This window comes from Oleidesulfovibrio vietnamensis, assembly GCF_055388115.1.
This window is the reverse complement of the sequence record NZ_AP042419.1, coordinates 1,486,390-1,503,271: the sequence shown is the minus strand read 5'-3', so window position 1 is coordinate 1,503,271 and position 16,882 is coordinate 1,486,390. Positions and strand designations below refer to the sequence as shown.

The 16,882-nt window shown below is 60.4% G+C and carries 17 protein-coding genes; all 17 read left to right on the top strand.

What is annotated here, in order from left to right:
- The first annotated feature begins 23 nt into the window (after positions 1-23).
- Entirely contained in the window at positions 24-413 is a 390-nt protein-coding gene (locus ACZ5D1_RS06555) for a thermonuclease family protein (RefSeq protein ID WP_162147935.1), read from the top strand.
- Between the two features lie 116 nt (positions 414-529).
- Complete coding sequence (locus ACZ5D1_RS06550) at positions 530-1,927, top strand: sigma-54-dependent transcriptional regulator (protein ID WP_011368229.1); 1,398 nt, start codon at positions 530-532, stop codon at positions 1,925-1,927.
- Positions 1,928-2,357: 430 nt separating this feature from the next.
- Positions 2,358-2,534: a Flp family type IVb pilin gene (locus tag ACZ5D1_RS06545; protein ID WP_464556301.1), complete on the top strand. Its 177-nt coding sequence runs from the start codon at positions 2,358-2,360 to the stop codon at positions 2,532-2,534.
- A 200-nt stretch (positions 2,535-2,734) separates the two neighbouring features.
- Positions 2,735-3,292, top strand: a complete 558-nt coding sequence (locus ACZ5D1_RS06540; RefSeq protein WP_464556299.1) for an A24 family peptidase — start codon at positions 2,735-2,737, stop codon at positions 3,290-3,292.
- A gap of 12 nt (positions 3,293-3,304) precedes the next feature.
- Entirely contained in the window at positions 3,305-4,123 is an 819-nt protein-coding gene (gene cpaB / locus ACZ5D1_RS06535) for a Flp pilus assembly protein CpaB (protein WP_464556298.1), read from the top strand.
- A complete protein-coding gene (locus ACZ5D1_RS06530) occupies positions 4,120-5,568 on the top strand; it encodes a type II and III secretion system protein family protein (RefSeq protein ID WP_011368233.1) in 1,449 nt (482 codons plus the stop codon). Before cpaB ends, ACZ5D1_RS06530 begins: the two co-directional genes overlap by 4 nt.
- A 15-nt stretch (positions 5,569-5,583) precedes the next feature.
- A complete protein-coding gene (locus ACZ5D1_RS06525; protein WP_011368234.1) occupies positions 5,584-5,871 on the top strand; it encodes a hypothetical protein in 288 nt (95 codons plus the stop codon).
- Positions 5,872-5,883: 12 nt separating this feature from the next.
- The gene (locus ACZ5D1_RS06520; RefSeq protein WP_464556296.1) at positions 5,884-7,125 is read left to right on the top strand and encodes an AAA family ATPase; all 1,242 of its coding nucleotides are present in this window, start codon (positions 5,884-5,886) and stop codon (positions 7,123-7,125) included.
- 2 nt (positions 7,126-7,127) lie between these two features.
- Complete coding sequence (locus tag ACZ5D1_RS06515; protein WP_464556294.1) at positions 7,128-8,810, top strand: CpaF family protein; 1,683 nt, start codon at positions 7,128-7,130, stop codon at positions 8,808-8,810.
- 24 nt (positions 8,811-8,834) lie between these two features.
- Positions 8,835-8,996, top strand: a complete 162-nt coding sequence (locus ACZ5D1_RS06510) for a hypothetical protein (RefSeq protein ID WP_464556293.1) — start codon at positions 8,835-8,837, stop codon at positions 8,994-8,996.
- Between the two features lie 14 nt (positions 8,997-9,010).
- The gene (locus tag ACZ5D1_RS06505) at positions 9,011-9,799 is read left to right on the top strand and encodes a type II secretion system F family protein (RefSeq protein WP_273237884.1); all 789 of its coding nucleotides are present in this window, start codon (positions 9,011-9,013) and stop codon (positions 9,797-9,799) included.
- A gap of 9 nt (positions 9,800-9,808) precedes the next feature.
- Positions 9,809-10,783, top strand: coding sequence for a type II secretion system F family protein (locus ACZ5D1_RS06500; protein WP_464556291.1), 975 nt, complete (start codon positions 9,809-9,811; stop codon positions 10,781-10,783).
- An 11-nt stretch (positions 10,784-10,794) separates the two neighbouring features.
- Positions 10,795-12,234, top strand: coding sequence for an SPOR domain-containing protein (locus tag ACZ5D1_RS06495; protein ID WP_051363811.1), 1,440 nt, complete (start codon positions 10,795-10,797; stop codon positions 12,232-12,234).
- A 24-nt stretch (positions 12,235-12,258) separates the two neighbouring features.
- On the top strand, positions 12,259-12,651 hold the full coding sequence (locus tag ACZ5D1_RS06490; RefSeq protein ID WP_011368240.1) for a TadE/TadG family type IV pilus assembly protein: 393 nt from the start codon (positions 12,259-12,261) through the stop codon (positions 12,649-12,651).
- Positions 12,602-13,909: a vWA domain-containing protein gene (locus ACZ5D1_RS06485; RefSeq protein ID WP_420538365.1), complete on the top strand. Its 1,308-nt coding sequence runs from the start codon at positions 12,602-12,604 to the stop codon at positions 13,907-13,909. The genes ACZ5D1_RS06490 and ACZ5D1_RS06485 overlap by 50 nt, the downstream gene beginning before the upstream one ends.
- A 21-nt stretch (positions 13,910-13,930) precedes the next feature.
- Positions 13,931-14,422, top strand: coding sequence for a TadE/TadG family type IV pilus assembly protein (locus ACZ5D1_RS06480; RefSeq protein WP_011368242.1), 492 nt, complete (start codon positions 13,931-13,933; stop codon positions 14,420-14,422).
- A gap of 110 nt (positions 14,423-14,532) precedes the next feature.
- Positions 14,533-16,830 (top strand): hybrid sensor histidine kinase/response regulator, encoded by a 2,298-nt coding sequence (locus tag ACZ5D1_RS06475; protein WP_464556289.1) that lies wholly within the window; start codon positions 14,533-14,535, stop codon positions 16,828-16,830.
- Positions 16,831-16,882: the final 52 nt, after the last annotated feature.

The following is a 16,882-nucleotide window of genomic DNA, read 5'->3' as shown; positions in this document are numbered from 1 at the left end:
TGCAATCTCCCGCGGCGGCTGTAATGCCCTACGCGCCGGCTGCGGCACGGGTCGTCCGCGTGGTGGACGGCGATACTCTGATAGTAGACATAGACACCTATCCTCCGGTTTTCGGGCAGGCCATTCCCGTGCGGCTGGCGGGATGCGACACGCCGGAACTCAACGACCCGGACCCGCGTCTGCGGGCTCTTGCAGTGGCTGCCCGGGAATTTGTCCGGCAGGTGCTGGGCGATGCCCCAGTGGAACTGCACGACATCGGTCGGGGGAAGTATTTCCGCATCATCGCCCGTGTGCGGGTGGCAGGGCAGGACCTGAGCACGCTCCTGCTGCAGGCCGGTCTTGCCGTACCCTATGCGGGCGGCAAACGTCCGGACCACAGCGTGCTGCTTACTGCCGCAACGGCCGCCCCCTAAGCGTCTCTCCGTCACAACGACTCGTTTTTATTTGACTTTTAAAAAGAAACCATCTAATAGAACTGCACGGCGTGTCATGGTATGACCGGAGTGCAACCCCAACCCCCCCATGCGGCATGAGCGAACACATCCTGCTTATCGAAGATGACAACGCCTTTCAGGAGATGCTTTCCGAGGCGTTACGAAGCCGCGGGTACGCCGTGAGCTCGGCCTCCAGAGCGGAGGAAGGCATCAGCATGGCGCGTCAGCATGATTTCGATCTTATCCTGACCGATGTCATGCTGCCCGGCATGTCGGGTGTGGAGGCCATTCCTCAGCTGCGTGAAGCCGCCCCCGGTTCCGATATCATCGTCATGACCGCCTACTCCACCAGAGAACTGGCGCTTGAAGCCATCCGTCTGGGAGCCTACGATTTTTTTTCAAAACCATTCAGCCTGAAAGAACTGGACATCGTGGTGCGCAGGGCGCTGGAAAAACGCCGTCTGCAAAAAGAGGTGACCACTCTGCGCGAAACGCTGCGCCATGACAGCCCGGTACAACGCATCATCGGCGACAGCGCCCCCATGCGCGCCGTAAAAACGCTGGTCGAAAAAGTAGCCCCGCTCGATTCGACAGTGCTTATCACCGGCGAATCCGGCACCGGCAAAGAACTGGTCTCCGACACCCTGCGCGCGCTTTCCGGCCGGGCAGGAGCACCTTTTGTCAAGGTAAACTGCGCCGCCATTCCTGAACATCTGTTTGAAAACGAACTGTTCGGTCACGAGAAAGGTGCCTTTACCGGTGCCACATCTGCACAGCCCGGCAAATTTGAGCTGGCGCACGGCGGCACCCTGCTGCTGGACGAAATTGGCGACATGCCCGCAGCCATTCAGCCCAAACTGCTGCGGGCCGTGGAAGAAAAACAGATCGAACGGCTGGGCGGGCGCAGACCGGTTGCAGTCAACGTACGCATTATCGCCGCCACCAACCAGAACCTGCGTGAACTTGTGGCCCGCAAAGCGTTTCGCGAAGACCTGTATTACAGGCTGGGCGTAGCCGTAATCATGCTGCCTCCCCTGCGCGACCGCAAAGAAGACATACCCCGGCTGGCGGAGCATATTCTCCGCAAACTGGGGCTGACGCTGGGCATACCGGTGCACGGCATCACTGCCGCAGCCGTACAGGCGCTTATGAACCACCACTGGCCCGGCAATGTCCGGCAGCTGGCCAACCTGCTGGAAAGAGCGGCCATCAGCGCACAGGGACGCATTACAGCGCAGGACATAGCCGCTGCACTTGCCGTGCAGAACGGTACATCGCCGCAGCCCTGCACCGCACAGTCTCCGCATGACGCCCCCGCGGCAGAAGACTGCCTGCGTATGCCCCTGCGCGAAACCCTGCACCAGATGGAACGCAACCTGCTGCTGGAAGCGCTGCGCAGGGCGGAAGGCAGCCAGAAAAACGCTGCGGCCCTGCTGGGCCTTACTCCCAAAAACATGTGGGCAAAACTGCAGAAGCATCAGATACGCATCTGAGTGCCGTCGCGTATCTAATTTTTTTAGACCCGACGGAACATCTCACCCCGCCGGCAAGCTGCTGTTCATCCATCATTCCCGACGACATCCCCCGCAGGACATCAGTGCTCCTGCTCTGCGCGTACCCTGTACACGCCTTATCATCTATTTTTTTTAGACTCACTTAGACCCCGCGGCACAAGCCGTCTGCCTGTCTGCGTTCTGCCCCGACGGTCTATAAATTTTAGATACGCACTGCCGCACCCCCCTTTCTCTTCGCCGGTCATCCGATGGGGCCGGACATCTGCCAACAAACATAATGTTATTTTTTACATATAGTTATCGAAAAAAATAAACCGCGCGGCGCGGCTTGGCACAGTGGTTGCCTATAGGAATGCACAACCGCGGCTTGTCCGCAGCAAACGCTTTTCCGCAAAAAGGAGAAAGAACCATGAAAAAGATCATCATGAACCTGCTCAAGGGTGAAGAAGGCGCCACCGCTCTGGAATACGGACTTATCGCAGCCCTCATTGCCGCTGTCATCGTGGCAGCCGTCACCGCGCTGGGTACCAAGGTGAGCGACACCTTCACCTACATCGACTCCAAGATGCCCACCCCCGGTACCTAACAGGGACACAGCAGAATCATCCGCCGACAGACCCTTCAGAGACGGAGCCGGCCTGCAGCCCCCGCTTACCGACAGGCCGTCCTGCAGTATCCGCAACCTGCTCCGCTTATCCGTCCGGCACGGAAGGGATTATCCGCAGACAGCAAAAAGGGCCGGAGCGCATCTCCGGCCCTTTTAGCCACAAAACAGAGGAACACACCATGCAGACCGTCATGCCCATCCTGCTTGTCAGCATTCTGATGACAGCCGTCGTCACCGACATACGGGCCATGCGCATTCCCAACTGGCTCACTTTTCCGGCCATGTTCGCCGGACTGGCGGGGCACGGTGCCGCCGGCGGCGCTGACGGGCTGCTTTTTTCCCTTGCCGGACTGGGACTGGGCGCAGCTCTGATGCTGCTGCCTTTTCTGGCGGGTGTGATGGGCGCGGGCGATGTGAAGCTGATGGGTGCGGCGGGTGCCTTTCTGGGAGCGCAGGGAGTGTTCGGTGCGTTCATATGGACCAGCTTTGCCGGCGGCGCCTACGCTCTGGGCGTTCTGCTGTTTCACCTGCCTCAGCTCCGGGCCGTGGGCCGCGCGCTGCACACATCATTTACCACCATGCTGGTTACCGGCGAGATGGCCTACACCCCCGCAACAGGCGGAAAGGCACTGCCCCGACTGTGCTACGGCGTGGCCATAGCAGCCGGTACCGTAACCTCCATGTACTTTTCAGGCGCATTGGATGCTGTCTTTTCCGGCATCATGGCAATCCGCTGACGGAGAACCGGCATGAAAAAATCATCACTCATCCAGATTGCTGTAGCGCTGGTGCTGGCACTTGGGGCCGGAGCACTCGTCTTCCGCATGATGCAGGCCCCCGCCCGCACGGCACAGCCCCCCAAAGTCGCCAGCGTCATGCTGGCCGTGGCGGCAGCTGATATGACCAAAGGCACAAGAATACGTGCCGAACAGATCACCATGGCCGAATTTCTGCAGCAGACCGCCCCCGCGGGGGCCTTTTCCTCCGCAGATGAGCTTACGGGCAGAGTGCTCGCTTCCGCCGTGACAGCCGGCGAACCCATCACTCCCGCGCGGCTGGTGGAAGACACCGTCCGTTACGGCGGCGTCAGCACCATGATCAGCCCCGGCAAACGGGCGGTGGCGGTAAAGGGCAACAATGTTCTGGGTATGGCCGGATTCATCCGCCCCGGAAACCATGTGGACGTACTGGTGACCATAGATGACAACAGGCGCCCCCAAGACAAGGCCGTGACCAAAACCGTACTGGAGAACATCCGCGTACTGGCCACCGGCACCGAACTGGAACAGCAGGGCGACGACACCGCCACATCACCGGTGGACATCTATACGCTGGAAATGCTGCCCCGCGAGGTGGAAGTGCTCTCTCTGGCTGCTTCCCGCGGAGAGGTACACTTTTCCCTGCGCAATCCGGCAGATACTGATTCCGTCAAAACAGCCGGCACGGACGTCCCCCATGCGCTTTCCATGCTGCGTCCTGCAGCCGCGCCCGCCCGCAAAGCGCGTGCCGCCGCTTCTGTGGAAGTCATCAGCGGAACACAGCGCTCAACACTGAGGTTCAGGCAATGACTGCTTTCAACAAAGCCACAACGCTTCTGGTATGTTTCCGCCATTTTCCGGTACTGGCTGCGGTGCTGCTGAGCGCCGTATGCGCGCAGGCTGCCATAGTGCCCGCCGCAGTGCAGCTGGCCGCCGGCAAATCGGTCGTTCTTGAAACCGCATCCCCTGTCCGGCGGGTTTCAGTGGCTGCGCCGGAGGTGGCACAAGTGCTGGTGCTCTCTCCCACACAGGTCTACGTAACCGGCGTAAAGCCGGGCGGCACCACACTGACGCTGTGGAACGCTGCCGGTGCGGTGTCCCATGTATTCGACATTCAGGTTTCACCGGATATCGCCCGCCTGAAGGAAATGCTGCACAAGCTGCTGCCGTCGGAAAAAGACATAATGGTCATGACGGTAGGTGAATCCATAACTCTGGCAGGCACGGTAAGCAGCCCCGCGCATATTGCCACAGCCATGGACATGGCCCGTATGTACGCCCCCGACAAAGTGACCAACCTCATGAAAGTCGGCGGAATGCATCAGATAATGCTTGAAGTGAAAGTCGCTGAAATGCGCCGCTCCGTCATGCAGCGTCTGGGCATTGATCTGGCTGCCGCGTGGGGCAACAGTTTTGCCTTTACCATGCTCAACCAGCTGTTCACACTTGACAATCAGGACGGAACCATAGGTGTGGGCCGCACCGCCGCTGTGCTGAGCCCTAACAATACCGGCGTGTTTCAGGCACCGGTAGGCGGCATGACACTGACCGGCTTTCTGGATGTGCTCAAGGAAAACGGCCTTGTAAAAGTACTGGCCGAGCCCACGCTGGTCTGCCGGAGCGGTGAGCATGCCAGTTTTCTTGCCGGCGGCGAGATACCCATACCTGTACCGCAGGGGCTGGGCACCGTGGCCATCGAATTCAAGGAATACGGCGTAACGCTGGATTTCACGCCCACGGTACTTTCGCCGCGCCAGATAAGCCTCAAGGTTGAGCCGGAAGTCTCCGAGCTTGATTATGCCAACGTCATCCAGATCAACGGTTTCTCCATTCCCGGCATCAGCAGCAGGCGGGCCTCCACCACGGTGGAGCTGGGCGACGGTCAGAGCTTTGCCATTGCCGGTCTGCTGCGCGATGAAGTCCGCGAAACCATAAAAAAATACCCCGGACTGGGCGACATTCCCGTACTGGGAACCCTGTTCCGTTCTTCCAGCTGGCAGAAAAATGAAACCGAGCTCGTGATCATCATAACCCCGCGGCTGGCCAAACCGCTGGATATGACCGCACAGACCCTGCCCACAGACGGCTTTCGCGAACCCACGGAATATGAATTTTTCATTCAGGGAAAAATGGAAGGCGATGCTCCTGCCGCGGCCCCTGCCGCCATGCGGGGCTCCGGCGATGTTCAGTCCTCAGACGGCAATCCGCCGTCCGGCATGGAAGGCGAGTTCGGCCACGTGCTCAGACTGCGGTAACTGCGGAGAAACAACATGAGCAGATACATCATTGCCACCTTAATACTGGCAGCGCTGGCCGGATGCACCAATGCAGGCGCCCCGGGCACGCAGCGGCCCATACCCGAGTGGGTGCAACAGACCGGTTCTTCATTCCGCCAGCAGCAGCAGGCACAGCGGGCCTGCCCCGCGCCGGAAACAGGCTATGCACCGGCCGCCATGGACGGCGTGCTGGCAGAAGAAACCATCGGCCTGTACCGCACCCCCGAACAGCCCGCGCAAAAGGCGTCCGGCATCAACCTTAATCTGAACGGTCCCAAATAGCCGGAGGAAATCATGGCTTCCACCTATCCGGTCTGTCTGCTGACCAGAAACCTGCATACCGAAGAAGAGCTTTCGCGCCTCATTGCGCACCAGAAGCACTTTCATCTTGCCACTCCGGGCGTATCCGAAGACATGGGGCTGGTCATAGTGGAACTGGGCGGCACCCCGCAGGATGACTTTGACGCCATTGTGGCGCTGGCGGCCGACCCGCGTGTGGGCGAAGTGTTCATCACCGCTCCGCGCAAAGACCCCGATGTCATCATCCGCGCCATGCGCGCCGGTGTCACCGGCTTTCTGGAACAACCTTTCAGCAGCGACAACATTGCCGCGGCGCTGGAAGGATACGCCGCGCGCATGCGTGAAACCGAAACCGCACCGCAGCCTGCTGTACAGCGTCAGGGACGCATCATCCATGTGCTGGGCGCAAAAAGCGGCAGCGGTGCCACGACGGTTACGGTCAATCTGGGCGTGAACAGCGCACGGAACGGCCGCAGCACCGCGGTGATGGATATGCGCCTGCCGCAGGGCGAGGTTCCGCTTTTTCTGGACATGCAATACGCGCGCACATGGGCAGATGCGGCGCGTGAACTGCACAGACTGGATCATATGTATCTGCAGAGTCTTATGGAACGGCACGAAAGCGGGCTGGAAATACTGTCCGCGCCGGATGAAAACGATGCGCCCGAAACACTGAGCGAGCGCAGCGTAAGAAGTATTCTGCGCCTGCTGCGCACCCGCCATGACGCCGTGCTTATCGACGGCGGTCCGTATGCCGATGAACTGGCTCTCGTATCCATGCACGAAGCGGACGAGGTGCTTCTGGTTTCAGAACTGTCACTGCCGGCGCTGGCCGGAGCCCGCAGGCTGCTCAACAGCATTGCACAGACGGCTCCGGATCTGGACGGTAAAATCCGTCTGGTTATCAACAGGCATGCAGCAGGAAGCGGACTGTCGCAGGAAGAAGCCGAAACCCTGCTGGAACGCAAAGCCTGCTGCCTTATTGAAAATGACTACGAAGCGGCCGTCTCCGCGGTCAATCAGGGTGTGGCCCTGTGCGATGCGCACCCGCGTTCGCCCGCGGCAAAATCGCTGACCGCACTGGCAGACATACTCATGCCTCAGGCCTCTCCGGCTGATACCGGTTCCATGCGCCCCAGAAGCCTGCTGGCCAGATTCATGCCGCGTCGTCCTTCCCGCGTGCGGACAACACAGGACGCGCCTATGTCCGGCAACCTTCAGACCGCGGAGAGCTGACCATGAAACTGGCAGAACGACTCATGCGCTCCACCCGGCGCACGCCGGCGCCTTTGTCCGGAGTCCCCGTCCGCAGCGAAGACGACGCGCTGGAACAGGCTTTCCGCCGCAGTCCGCAACCTGCCACGCCCCGGACACCGCATACGGATTCCGCTCACGCTGAAACAACCGGAACGGTCTCTGCGCCCGCCGGAACGCATCCGCCGGACATGCGGCACGCATCCGCACCGGCACATGCACGGCAGCCGGCGGCACCGGCAGAGCACACCGGAGCTTTGCAGTCTCCGCCGGACGCAGACGTACCGGCTCCCGCCTCTTCCGGTGCTGCACGTACTGCCATGCGCCAGCAGGCTTTCCGGCCTGCGCGGTCCGGCAACAGCACTGTGTCCTGCGCCGCCCCGCAGGAAGAAGGCTATTACGAAGCCAAAGCCCGTGTGCATGCCCGCGTGCTGGAGCTTATGGACATCAGTGCGGCCGAACACCTCAATCCGGAGGTACTGGGTACTGAAATCCGCCGGCTGGTGGAAAAGGTACTGCATGAAGAATACCGGCAGATTCCGCTCAACAGTCAGGAGCGCCGACGCGTAGCCGAGGAAATACAGCATGAAATACTGGGCCTCGGCCCGTTGGAGCCTCTGCTGGCCGACCCTTCTGTTTCGGATATTCTGGTGAACAATTACCGGCAGGTATATGTGGAGCGCGGGGGCAAGCTGCACAAGGCGGGTGTACGTTTTCACGATGACGAACATCTGCGGCAGATCATCGACCGCATTGTTTCACGCATCGGGCGGCGCGTGGACGAATCATCGCCCATGGTGGACGCCCGTCTTGCTGACGGCTCACGAGTCAACGCCATAATCCCCCCGCTGGCGCTGGACGGCCCCAGCCTCTCCATACGCCGTTTTTCCAAGGACCCGCTGGAACTGGACGACCTGATACGCTTCAAGGCACTGACCCCGGAAATGGGCGAAGTGCTGCGCGGTATAGTTAAAGCCCGGCTGAACATCATTGTCTCCGGCGGCACCGGATCGGGCAAAACAACCATGCTCAACTGCCTGTCGCGCTTTGTGCCCCACGACGAACGCATTGTGACCATTGAAGACGCTGCGGAACTGCAGCTGAAACAGGAGCACGTGGTCAGGCTGGAAACAAGACCGGCAAACATAGAAGGCCACGGCGAAATAACGGCCCGTGATCTGGTGAAAAACTGCCTGCGGATGCGTCCGGACAGAATCATCGTGGGCGAAGTGCGTTCCGCCGAAGTGCTGGACATGCTGCAGGCCATGAACACCGGTCATGACGGTTCACTGACCACAATCCACGCCAACAGCCCGCGTGACTGCCTGATGCGTCTTGAAACCATGGTGGCCATGTCGGGGCTGAACATCAGCACGCTGTCCCTTAAACGCTATATCACTTCCGCCGTTGACGTCATTGTGCAGGTTTCGCGGCTTTCCGACGGTTCGCGCAAACTGACCAGTCTGACAGAAATAACCGGTATGGAAGGAGAGGCCGTGACCATGCAGGAAATATTCTCCTTCCGGCAGACCGGTGTGGGGCAGGACGGCAAGGTCACAGGCAGCTTTGCCGGTGCCGGTATCAGACCAAGATTCGCCTCGCGGCTTGCCGCGGCGGGCATTCCGCTGGACGGAGCCCTGTTTGAAAAAGGCATGGAACAGGCGTGACACCGCCTGAACAGGAGAAACCGCATGATTCTCATAGCCACGCTGCTGGCGGTAGCCGCCTGCTTTATTCTGGTGCTGGGTACCGGAAACCTGCTGTCCGCGCGCAGACACGAGGCAAAAGCGCGTGTGAGCCGCCGTCTGACAGCGCTGGCAGTCCGGCACGAAACAGCCCCCCCGCAGACATAGAACGCCGCAGAGCCATGTCGGGCATGCAGTGGCTGGACAAAGTTCTGTCAGGACGTTCTGTCATGCGCAGGCTCGATCTTATTCTCGAACAGGGCAAGACCGATATAAACGTGGGGGTCATCATTCTGGCAGCCGTCACTCTGGCAGCTGCGGGTTTCGCCTTCATACGTCTGCTCACTGACAATTTCTGGCTTTGTGCCGTCACCCCGTTTGCCGCCGGTTATCTGCCCTTTGCGTGGATTCTTTCCCGCCGCACACGACGCATGAACAGATTTCACAGGCAGCTGCCTGATGCGCTGGACCTTATTGCCCGCGCATTGAAAGCCGGCCATGCCTTTCCGCAGGGCATGCGCATGGTGGCCGATGAATTCGCCGATCCGGTAGGACCGGAATTTCAGATCACGCTTGATGAAATCAACTTCGGAGTGTCTCCGGATGCCGCGCTGCACGCCATGACCCGGCGCGTGGACTGCGCCGACCTGCGGTTCTTTGTGGTTTCTGTAAACATCCAGCGCGAAACCGGAGGCAATCTGGCGGAAATCGTTTCCGGCATCGCCCTGCTGCTGCGCGAACGCTTCAAACTGCACGGCAGAGTAAAGGTGCTTTCGGCAGAAGGCAGGCTGACCGCATGGATACTGTTTGCCCTGCCTTTCGGCATAGGGTTCATCATCCACCTGCTCAACCCCGATTTCATGAGCGCGCTGTACACCACACCGGAAGGCAACATGCTGTTGAACGGTTCGCTCTTTCTTATGACTGCGGGCGCGCTGGCGCTGAAAAAACTGACCACCATACGGGTATAGGAGGCAGCCATGAACATACAGAACATGCTTCCGCTGCTTGTGGCGGCTCTCGCTTCCGCCTCTGTCATGCTGGCCTTTTTCGGCCTGCGCGGGCTGCTGAACGGCAGACAGCGGGCAAAAAAGCTGCAGCGCCGCGTCCGGCATCACATCAGTCCGACCCGCATCTCCGGCATGCAGTCTGCGGCGGACACACAGCAGGGACGGCGGCAGCTGACCGCAAAGCTGAACGACCTCATGAGCACCATAGGTGAACGCCTTGCCCCCAGAAATGAAGAACAGATGGGACAGACCAACCTCGCCCTCGTGCGGGCAGGATACCGCAGCCGCAAAGCCCCGCTGATACTCTGGGGCGCCAAGGCGGGATGCATGCTGCTGGGACTGACATGCGGACTGCTGATACGGCTTGCCGCCGGTGAAACCATTCCCGCCGGCATGCTGGCGCTGCTCTTTATCTGCCCTGCTGTTCTGGGACTGTATCTGCCGGATGCATGGGTATCATCCAAAGTACGCACCCGCCGCCGCCAGATGGAAGACAGTCTGCCCGATGCGCTTGACCTCCTTGTGGTCTGCGTCGAAGCGGGCATGGGGCTTGATCAGGCCATAGGGCGTGTCGCCCGTGAGCTGTCGCTCTCCAGCCCTGTGCTGGGTGAAGAGCTTTCCATGCTGGTCAGTGAGCTGCGGGCCGGAAAAACCAGATCGGAATCACTGAAGAATCTGGCGCACCGCGTAGGTCTGGAAGATGTGAACAGTCTGGTTACCCTGATTATTCAGGCCGATGCATTCGGCACCAGCATCGCACACACGCTGCGCGTCTATTCCGACACCATGCGCACCACGCGCTTTCAAAGAGCCGAGGAAATCGCCGCCAAGATGCCTGTCAAACTGCTTTTCCCTCTCGTATTCTGCATACTTCCGGCTCTTTTTGTCGCCATCATGGGGCCTGCGGGCATCCGTCTGATGCAGGTCTTTTCACAAATGGAATAGGAGAGGACACCATGAACCGCCTTGCATACATATTTTCAATTGCCGCGGCTGCCATACTGCTGGGCGGCTGCGCTCAGGGAAAAGAAAACAACTCCGGCCGTTTTTCGCTCATGCAGCGTTATCACAGCGGACAGCCCCTGCTGGCAGAAGAAACCGGGCAGGACACGCGGAACAACCATGACAACAGCGCTGAAGCACGTGAGCATCTGGCACGCGGACTCCGCTTTCTGCAGCAGGAAAGAGACGAGCTGGCTTTTGAACAGTTCAGTCGCGCCGCGTCGCTTGACCCCGCGCTGACTCAGGCCCGTTATCAGCGCGGTCTGCTGCTGCACAGCCGGGGCATGCAGCAGGAAGCCATGCAGGAAATGGAAGCGGTACTGGCACTGGAGCCTGACCATGCAAAGGCGCATGAAGCCAGCGGAGCCATTTTTTTCACCGCAGGGCTGATGGAAGAAGCACTGGATATGTTCACCAAAGCGGTGAGTCTGGATGCCGGACTGGAAAACAGTCATGCGTTCATAGCCGCCATCAGAAACTACCGGGGAGAACATACACAGGCGCTGCAAGCGCTGCAGGCAGCGCTTGCGCTCTACCCCGCATCCGCCGCGCTGCACAATAACGCTGGCATGACCCTTTCCATGCTGCACCGCGATGCCGAAGCCGTCCCCCACTTCCGTCAGGCCATCAGTCTTGGCGCACCCGCGGCGAAAACGTGGAACAACATGGGACTGGCCCTGTGCAGAATGAACCGTCTGGACGAAGCGCTCATAGCATTCCGCAATGCAGGCACCGAGGCTGCCGCATACAATAACCTGGGCTACTATCTTTTTCTGCAGAACCGCCACCGCGAGGCCGTCGTGTATCTGGAAAAAGCCATGGAGCTTGAACCGCGCTACTACGCCCGTGCAGCTGAAAACCTGAAACGCGCCCGACTGGCAGCCCGTTTTGACGCGGCCCCCGCCGCTCCTGCCGCCATACGGCAGATACCGGCGCCCCCCGTCGTACAGCCCGCAGCAACACCGCATAACCGGACACAATCCACCGCGTTGCCCTTGGCTGTGCCGGCGGTTGCGGCAGATACCGCAAACATGCCCCCCGCAGCCGGTGCCGTTTCCGTCGCAGACTCTCCCGCCGCCGTTGTGACAAACGCCGCACCGCAGTCTGAGGACAAGGTATGGGCCGTGCATGAAAGTTCGTGGAAAGACGCTCACAAGGCACAACAACGTGCCGGCGAACTGCGCAGCATGGGTTTCGATGCCAGAGTGGCCACATTTGCCATCAGACAACACGGCACATGGCACAGGGTGGTGCTGGGCAGCCATCAGACCATGGAAGAAGCCGACGCCCGCTGTGCAGCGCTTGTACGGCAGGCGGCATTCGAAAACCTGCGTTCGGTACGTGTTCCTGCAACGCTGATACCTGCCGGCACCCCCGCCGCGCAGCAACTGTAGCCGGTGCCCGCACAGGAGGCCACCATGCCGATATCTTTCACACGCGATGAACGCGGCCTTGCCGCCATCGAGGTAGCCCTGCTTGTACCGGTGCTGGCAGCACTGCTGTACGTGCTCGTCGAAGGCGGCAACACCATACGCACCTATTCCGCACTTACAGAAGCCAGCCGTTCTGCGGCAAGGCATGTGGTGCTGACGGGCGAAACCGACAATCTGGACGCTTTTGTCCGTTCGCTTGTCACCTCGCTTGACCCGCAGGCCCTGAGTACAAATGTCAGCGCCGCGGAACAGGGCGCCATGGTCACCGTACAGGTGCGCTACGGGTACAAGTCTGTTTTTACCAGCAACATTATTACGGGAGAAGCCAATGAACCGCTTTACACACTTACTGCGCAGACCAGCATGCCTCTGCCGTAGACTGGGCGGGCAGCTTGCGGCAGGAGCAGAAGGAGCCTCCGCCGCGCTCATGGCTGTCCTGTTGCCGGTCATACTGGGCATCATGGGGCTGGGGCTGGATTCGGGCATGCTGTATCTTTCGCACAGCCGACTTCAGGCCGCGGTAGATGCCGCCGCTCTGGCCGGCAGTCTTCAGCTGCCCTACGACCCCGCCATGGACAAGGGACTGGTACGTGCGGCTGTGGACGAATACATGCACGCCAATTTTCCTCAGGCCGTGGTGCAGTCCGTGCTGCCCGGGGCGGAGGAACGCAGCGTCACGGTAAACGCCGAGGCAACCGTAGGCACCATATTCATGGGCGCGCTGGGCATCGGCTCTTCCACGGTGCGCGCGCAGGCTTCAGCGGGGTACAACAACCTCGAAGTCGTCTTCGTCATCGATAATTCCGGCTCCATGAAGGGTTCGCCCATCAATGAAACCAATGCCGCGGCTACCCGTCTGGTGGATCTCATCATGCCCGAAGGCATGGCCACATCGGTTAAAATCGGCCTTGTCCCCTTCCGCGGCAAAGTGCGCATTCCAGCCGATGTCGACGGGCTGCCCTCCGGCTGCCGCAATGCCGACGGCTCACTGAACGAGGACGGCCTGCTGGATGAATACAAAAAGCCCGAATACCGTTACCCGTACAACGACAGGCTGAGAGTGACTCCGTACTCCTGCTCCAGCATCCCCCTTACCCAGGGTCTGACAGCCGACCGCGCCACCATAACACAGGCCATAGGACGTCAGGATGCACGGGGTGATTCTTCCGGCACCGTCATATCAGAAGGCCTGAAATGGGCACGCCACGTGCTGACCCCCGAGGCGCCTTTCACCGAAGGCTCCTCCGCCAAAGACATGCGCAAGGTGATCATCCTGCTGACAGACGGAGATACCGAAGACGGAAACTGCGGCGGCAACTATTCCGTGTATTACCGGCCCAACAACTACTGGACCAACGCCTACTACGGCATGATGGACATGGACTCGCACTGCGAAGACGGCGGCGTGCTGAACAACGCCATGCTCAGTGAAGCGGCTCTGGCCAAAGATGCCGGCATAGAAATATTCGCCATCCGGTACGGCTCTTCAGACGCTGTGGACCGCAATCTGATGCGGGCTGTCGCGTCCAGCAAGGAAGGCACCGATGACCACTATTTCGATGCGCCTTCACCGTACGACATTGACGATGTGTTCAAACTGATCGGCCGTCAGCTCGGCTGGAGACTGCTGCGCTGACGCGCAGCAAGGAGACTGTCCATGCACGCATTCCGACTTGTCACAGGCAGGCTGCGGCACGACACGAGCGGACTCAGCTCGCTGGAGCTGGCCCTTACTCTGCCTGTGCTGCTGATGATGGTTTTCGGGCTCATTGAATTCGGCTATAACCTGTTTGCCAGAACCACGGTGGACAAAGCCGCACTTATCGGAGCACGCTACGCCGTGACCGGTCAGGGCTTTGACGACGGCACACGCCATGCACGCATTGTGCAGGAGGCCCGGAGACTGACGGGAGTTCTGGCCGGCAGTTCGCCGCAAAGCGTCACCGTCACCATTGGCAGCATTGCCGCCGGTGCGGGAGATGACGCCCTGATAGAAGGCGATGCAGGCCTGCCCTGCGACAGGGTTCAGGTACGGGTGGAATACCGTTACACTCCGGTAACCCCCGTAGTGGGCAGTCTGCTGGGACCGGAAATAACGGTGCAGGGCATCGAACGCATGATCAACGAACCATGGGTGGCATGCCGGTGAGCGTTCCCGTTCTGGCCTGCATGCCGGTAAACACCTGTATGCGGCCTGAAACGGCCGGAATTATCCGCCGGTTGCGCCCGCGCGCTTGCCCGGTGACAAAGGACGCCACCATGCACCATTCGCTCAGCCTGCTTTTTGTCACCTGTTCGGAAGAACTGGCGGACGGCATAGTGCACAGCGCTTCGGAATGCGGTCTGCACCCCGCCTATTCTCTTGTGGGGTCGGCTCAGGAGCTTTCCCGCGCGCTTGCCGAAGAATCCTGGGACATCATTCTGGCCGAACCCCATGTGGCGGGCATGCCGTGGCAGCAGATACTTGCGGCCGCGCGCCGTGTGCACGAAGGGATTCCTTTTGTCCTTGTCATGCCTGCCCCCGACCCGCAGGCCGCGGCGCAGGCCGTCCACGACGGTGCCGATGAAGTGCTGCTGCCTGCGGACTGGCATACCGGCGCCGCCCTGCAGCGGCTGCGCAGTCAGGCAGTGCTGAGCCGCAGACAAGGTGCCCGCCGCCGTTCACGCGCAGATGATGAAAAAGAATGGCGCGCGCTGGTCGAAAACACCATGGTCGGCATGTTCCGCTGCCGCCCGTGGGGCGAGCTGGTACAGGTGAATCCTGCTTTTGCCGCCATATTCGGCTACCGTTCCCCCCAAGAGCTGCTGAATGCCCATGCCGGAAAAAAGGGGCCCCATGTTCCGGCCGCAGAAATAAAAGAACTGCTGCCGGCACTGAGGAATGAAGGCCTGCTGACAGAATACGAGATGCACGCAGCACGGCCCGACGGTTCCGGCGTATGGCTTTCCGTCAATGCCAGAACCATACGGGGGGCCGCCGGAGAAATTTCGGGCATAGAAGGCACGGTGGAAGACATCGGCAACCGCAAGTCGGTCGAAAACATGATTGTCCGGGCAAAGCAGGAGTGGGAAAAAACATTCGACAGTGTACCCGACATAATCGTCCTGCTGGACAGCGACCTGCACATAAGGCGATGCAACATGGCGCTGGGAACGCTGCTGGGCCGCCATCCGCGCGAACTGGTGGGACAGGACAGCCGCAAAACACTTTTCGACGACGGCACACACGGCCCTGTGCTTGACTCGCTGCCTGCGCTGAGCCGCGGACAAAGCCATACCGAAGAACTGCACCTGCCCGCGCTGGGCGGACATTTTCTGATAACCTTTTCGCCGCTGTTCACCGGCACCGGATCAGATGCTGAACCGGAAGGCACCGTACTGGTGGCACGCGACATAAGCAGCCGCAAACAGCTGGAAGCACAGTTGCGCCAGGCTCAGAAAATGGAGGCCATAGGCACGCTGGCAGGCGGAATCGCTCACGATTTCAACAACATCCTCGGCGTGATGATGGGCTATACTGAAATGAGCATGGATGAAACCACGGAAGGTTCGGCCATGCAGCGGCGGCTGGACGCCGTACTCTCTGCCGGAAGGCGCGCCCGCGACCTCATCCATCAGATACTTACTTTCAGCAGACACGAAGAGCCTTCGCGTCATCCGCTCAACCTTGTTTCCCCCGTCAAGGAAACGGTCAAACTGCTGCGGGCTTCGCTGCCGGCCAACATTGCCATCGACCTGCGTACAGACACTGTGCCTCCCGTCAACGCAAACCTGAGCCAGATTCAGCAGGTGGTCATGAACCTGTGCGCCAACGCAGCCCACGCCATGCGCGGCCCGGGCGGCAACCTGCTGCTTGCGCTGGACAGCACCCTGCTCACCGCCGAAGAAGCGCGCCCTCTTTCCGTCCCTGCGGGCACGTATGTCCGCCTGCGTGTGTCCGACACGGGGCACGGTATCGACCCGCAGATACTGCACAGCATTTTTGACCCGTTTTTCACCACAAAAAAACCCGACGAAGGAACGGGCATGGGGCTGGCGCTGGTGCACGGCATCATCACCGCGCACGGCGGTACGGTATCTGTCTCGTCCGTACCCGGGCAGGGAACAGACTTCACCATACTGCTGCCCGCCACCGACGGACAGAATGTATCGGAACCGGGCGGGTCACTGCGCCACGCGGGCAGCGGCATTGTGCTGGTGGTGGATGATGAAAAAGCGCTGGCAGGCGTCATGGCCGATATGCTGCAAAGCATGGGATACACCCCGCGCATAGCCGATTCGCCGGCTCAGGCGCTGCACATGGTAAGCCGCGCCCCGCAGGAATTTGCCCTTGTGCTTACAGACCAGACCATGCCGGACATGACCGGAACAGAGCTGGCGGCACGCCTGCATGCGGTGCGCCCCGACCTGCCGGTCATTCTGTGCACGGGCTTCAGCGAGGGGCTTACGCGTGAAGCCGCACGCAAGGCCGGAATCAGCGAACTGCTGCTCAAACCCGTATTACGCGGCGATCTGGCAAAGGCGCTGGCATGTCTTGAATTTGACTGCGGGCTGTGACCGCAAAAAACCCCTGCCTCAAAAACGGCAGGGGTCAGGAACTGCAGCGCAG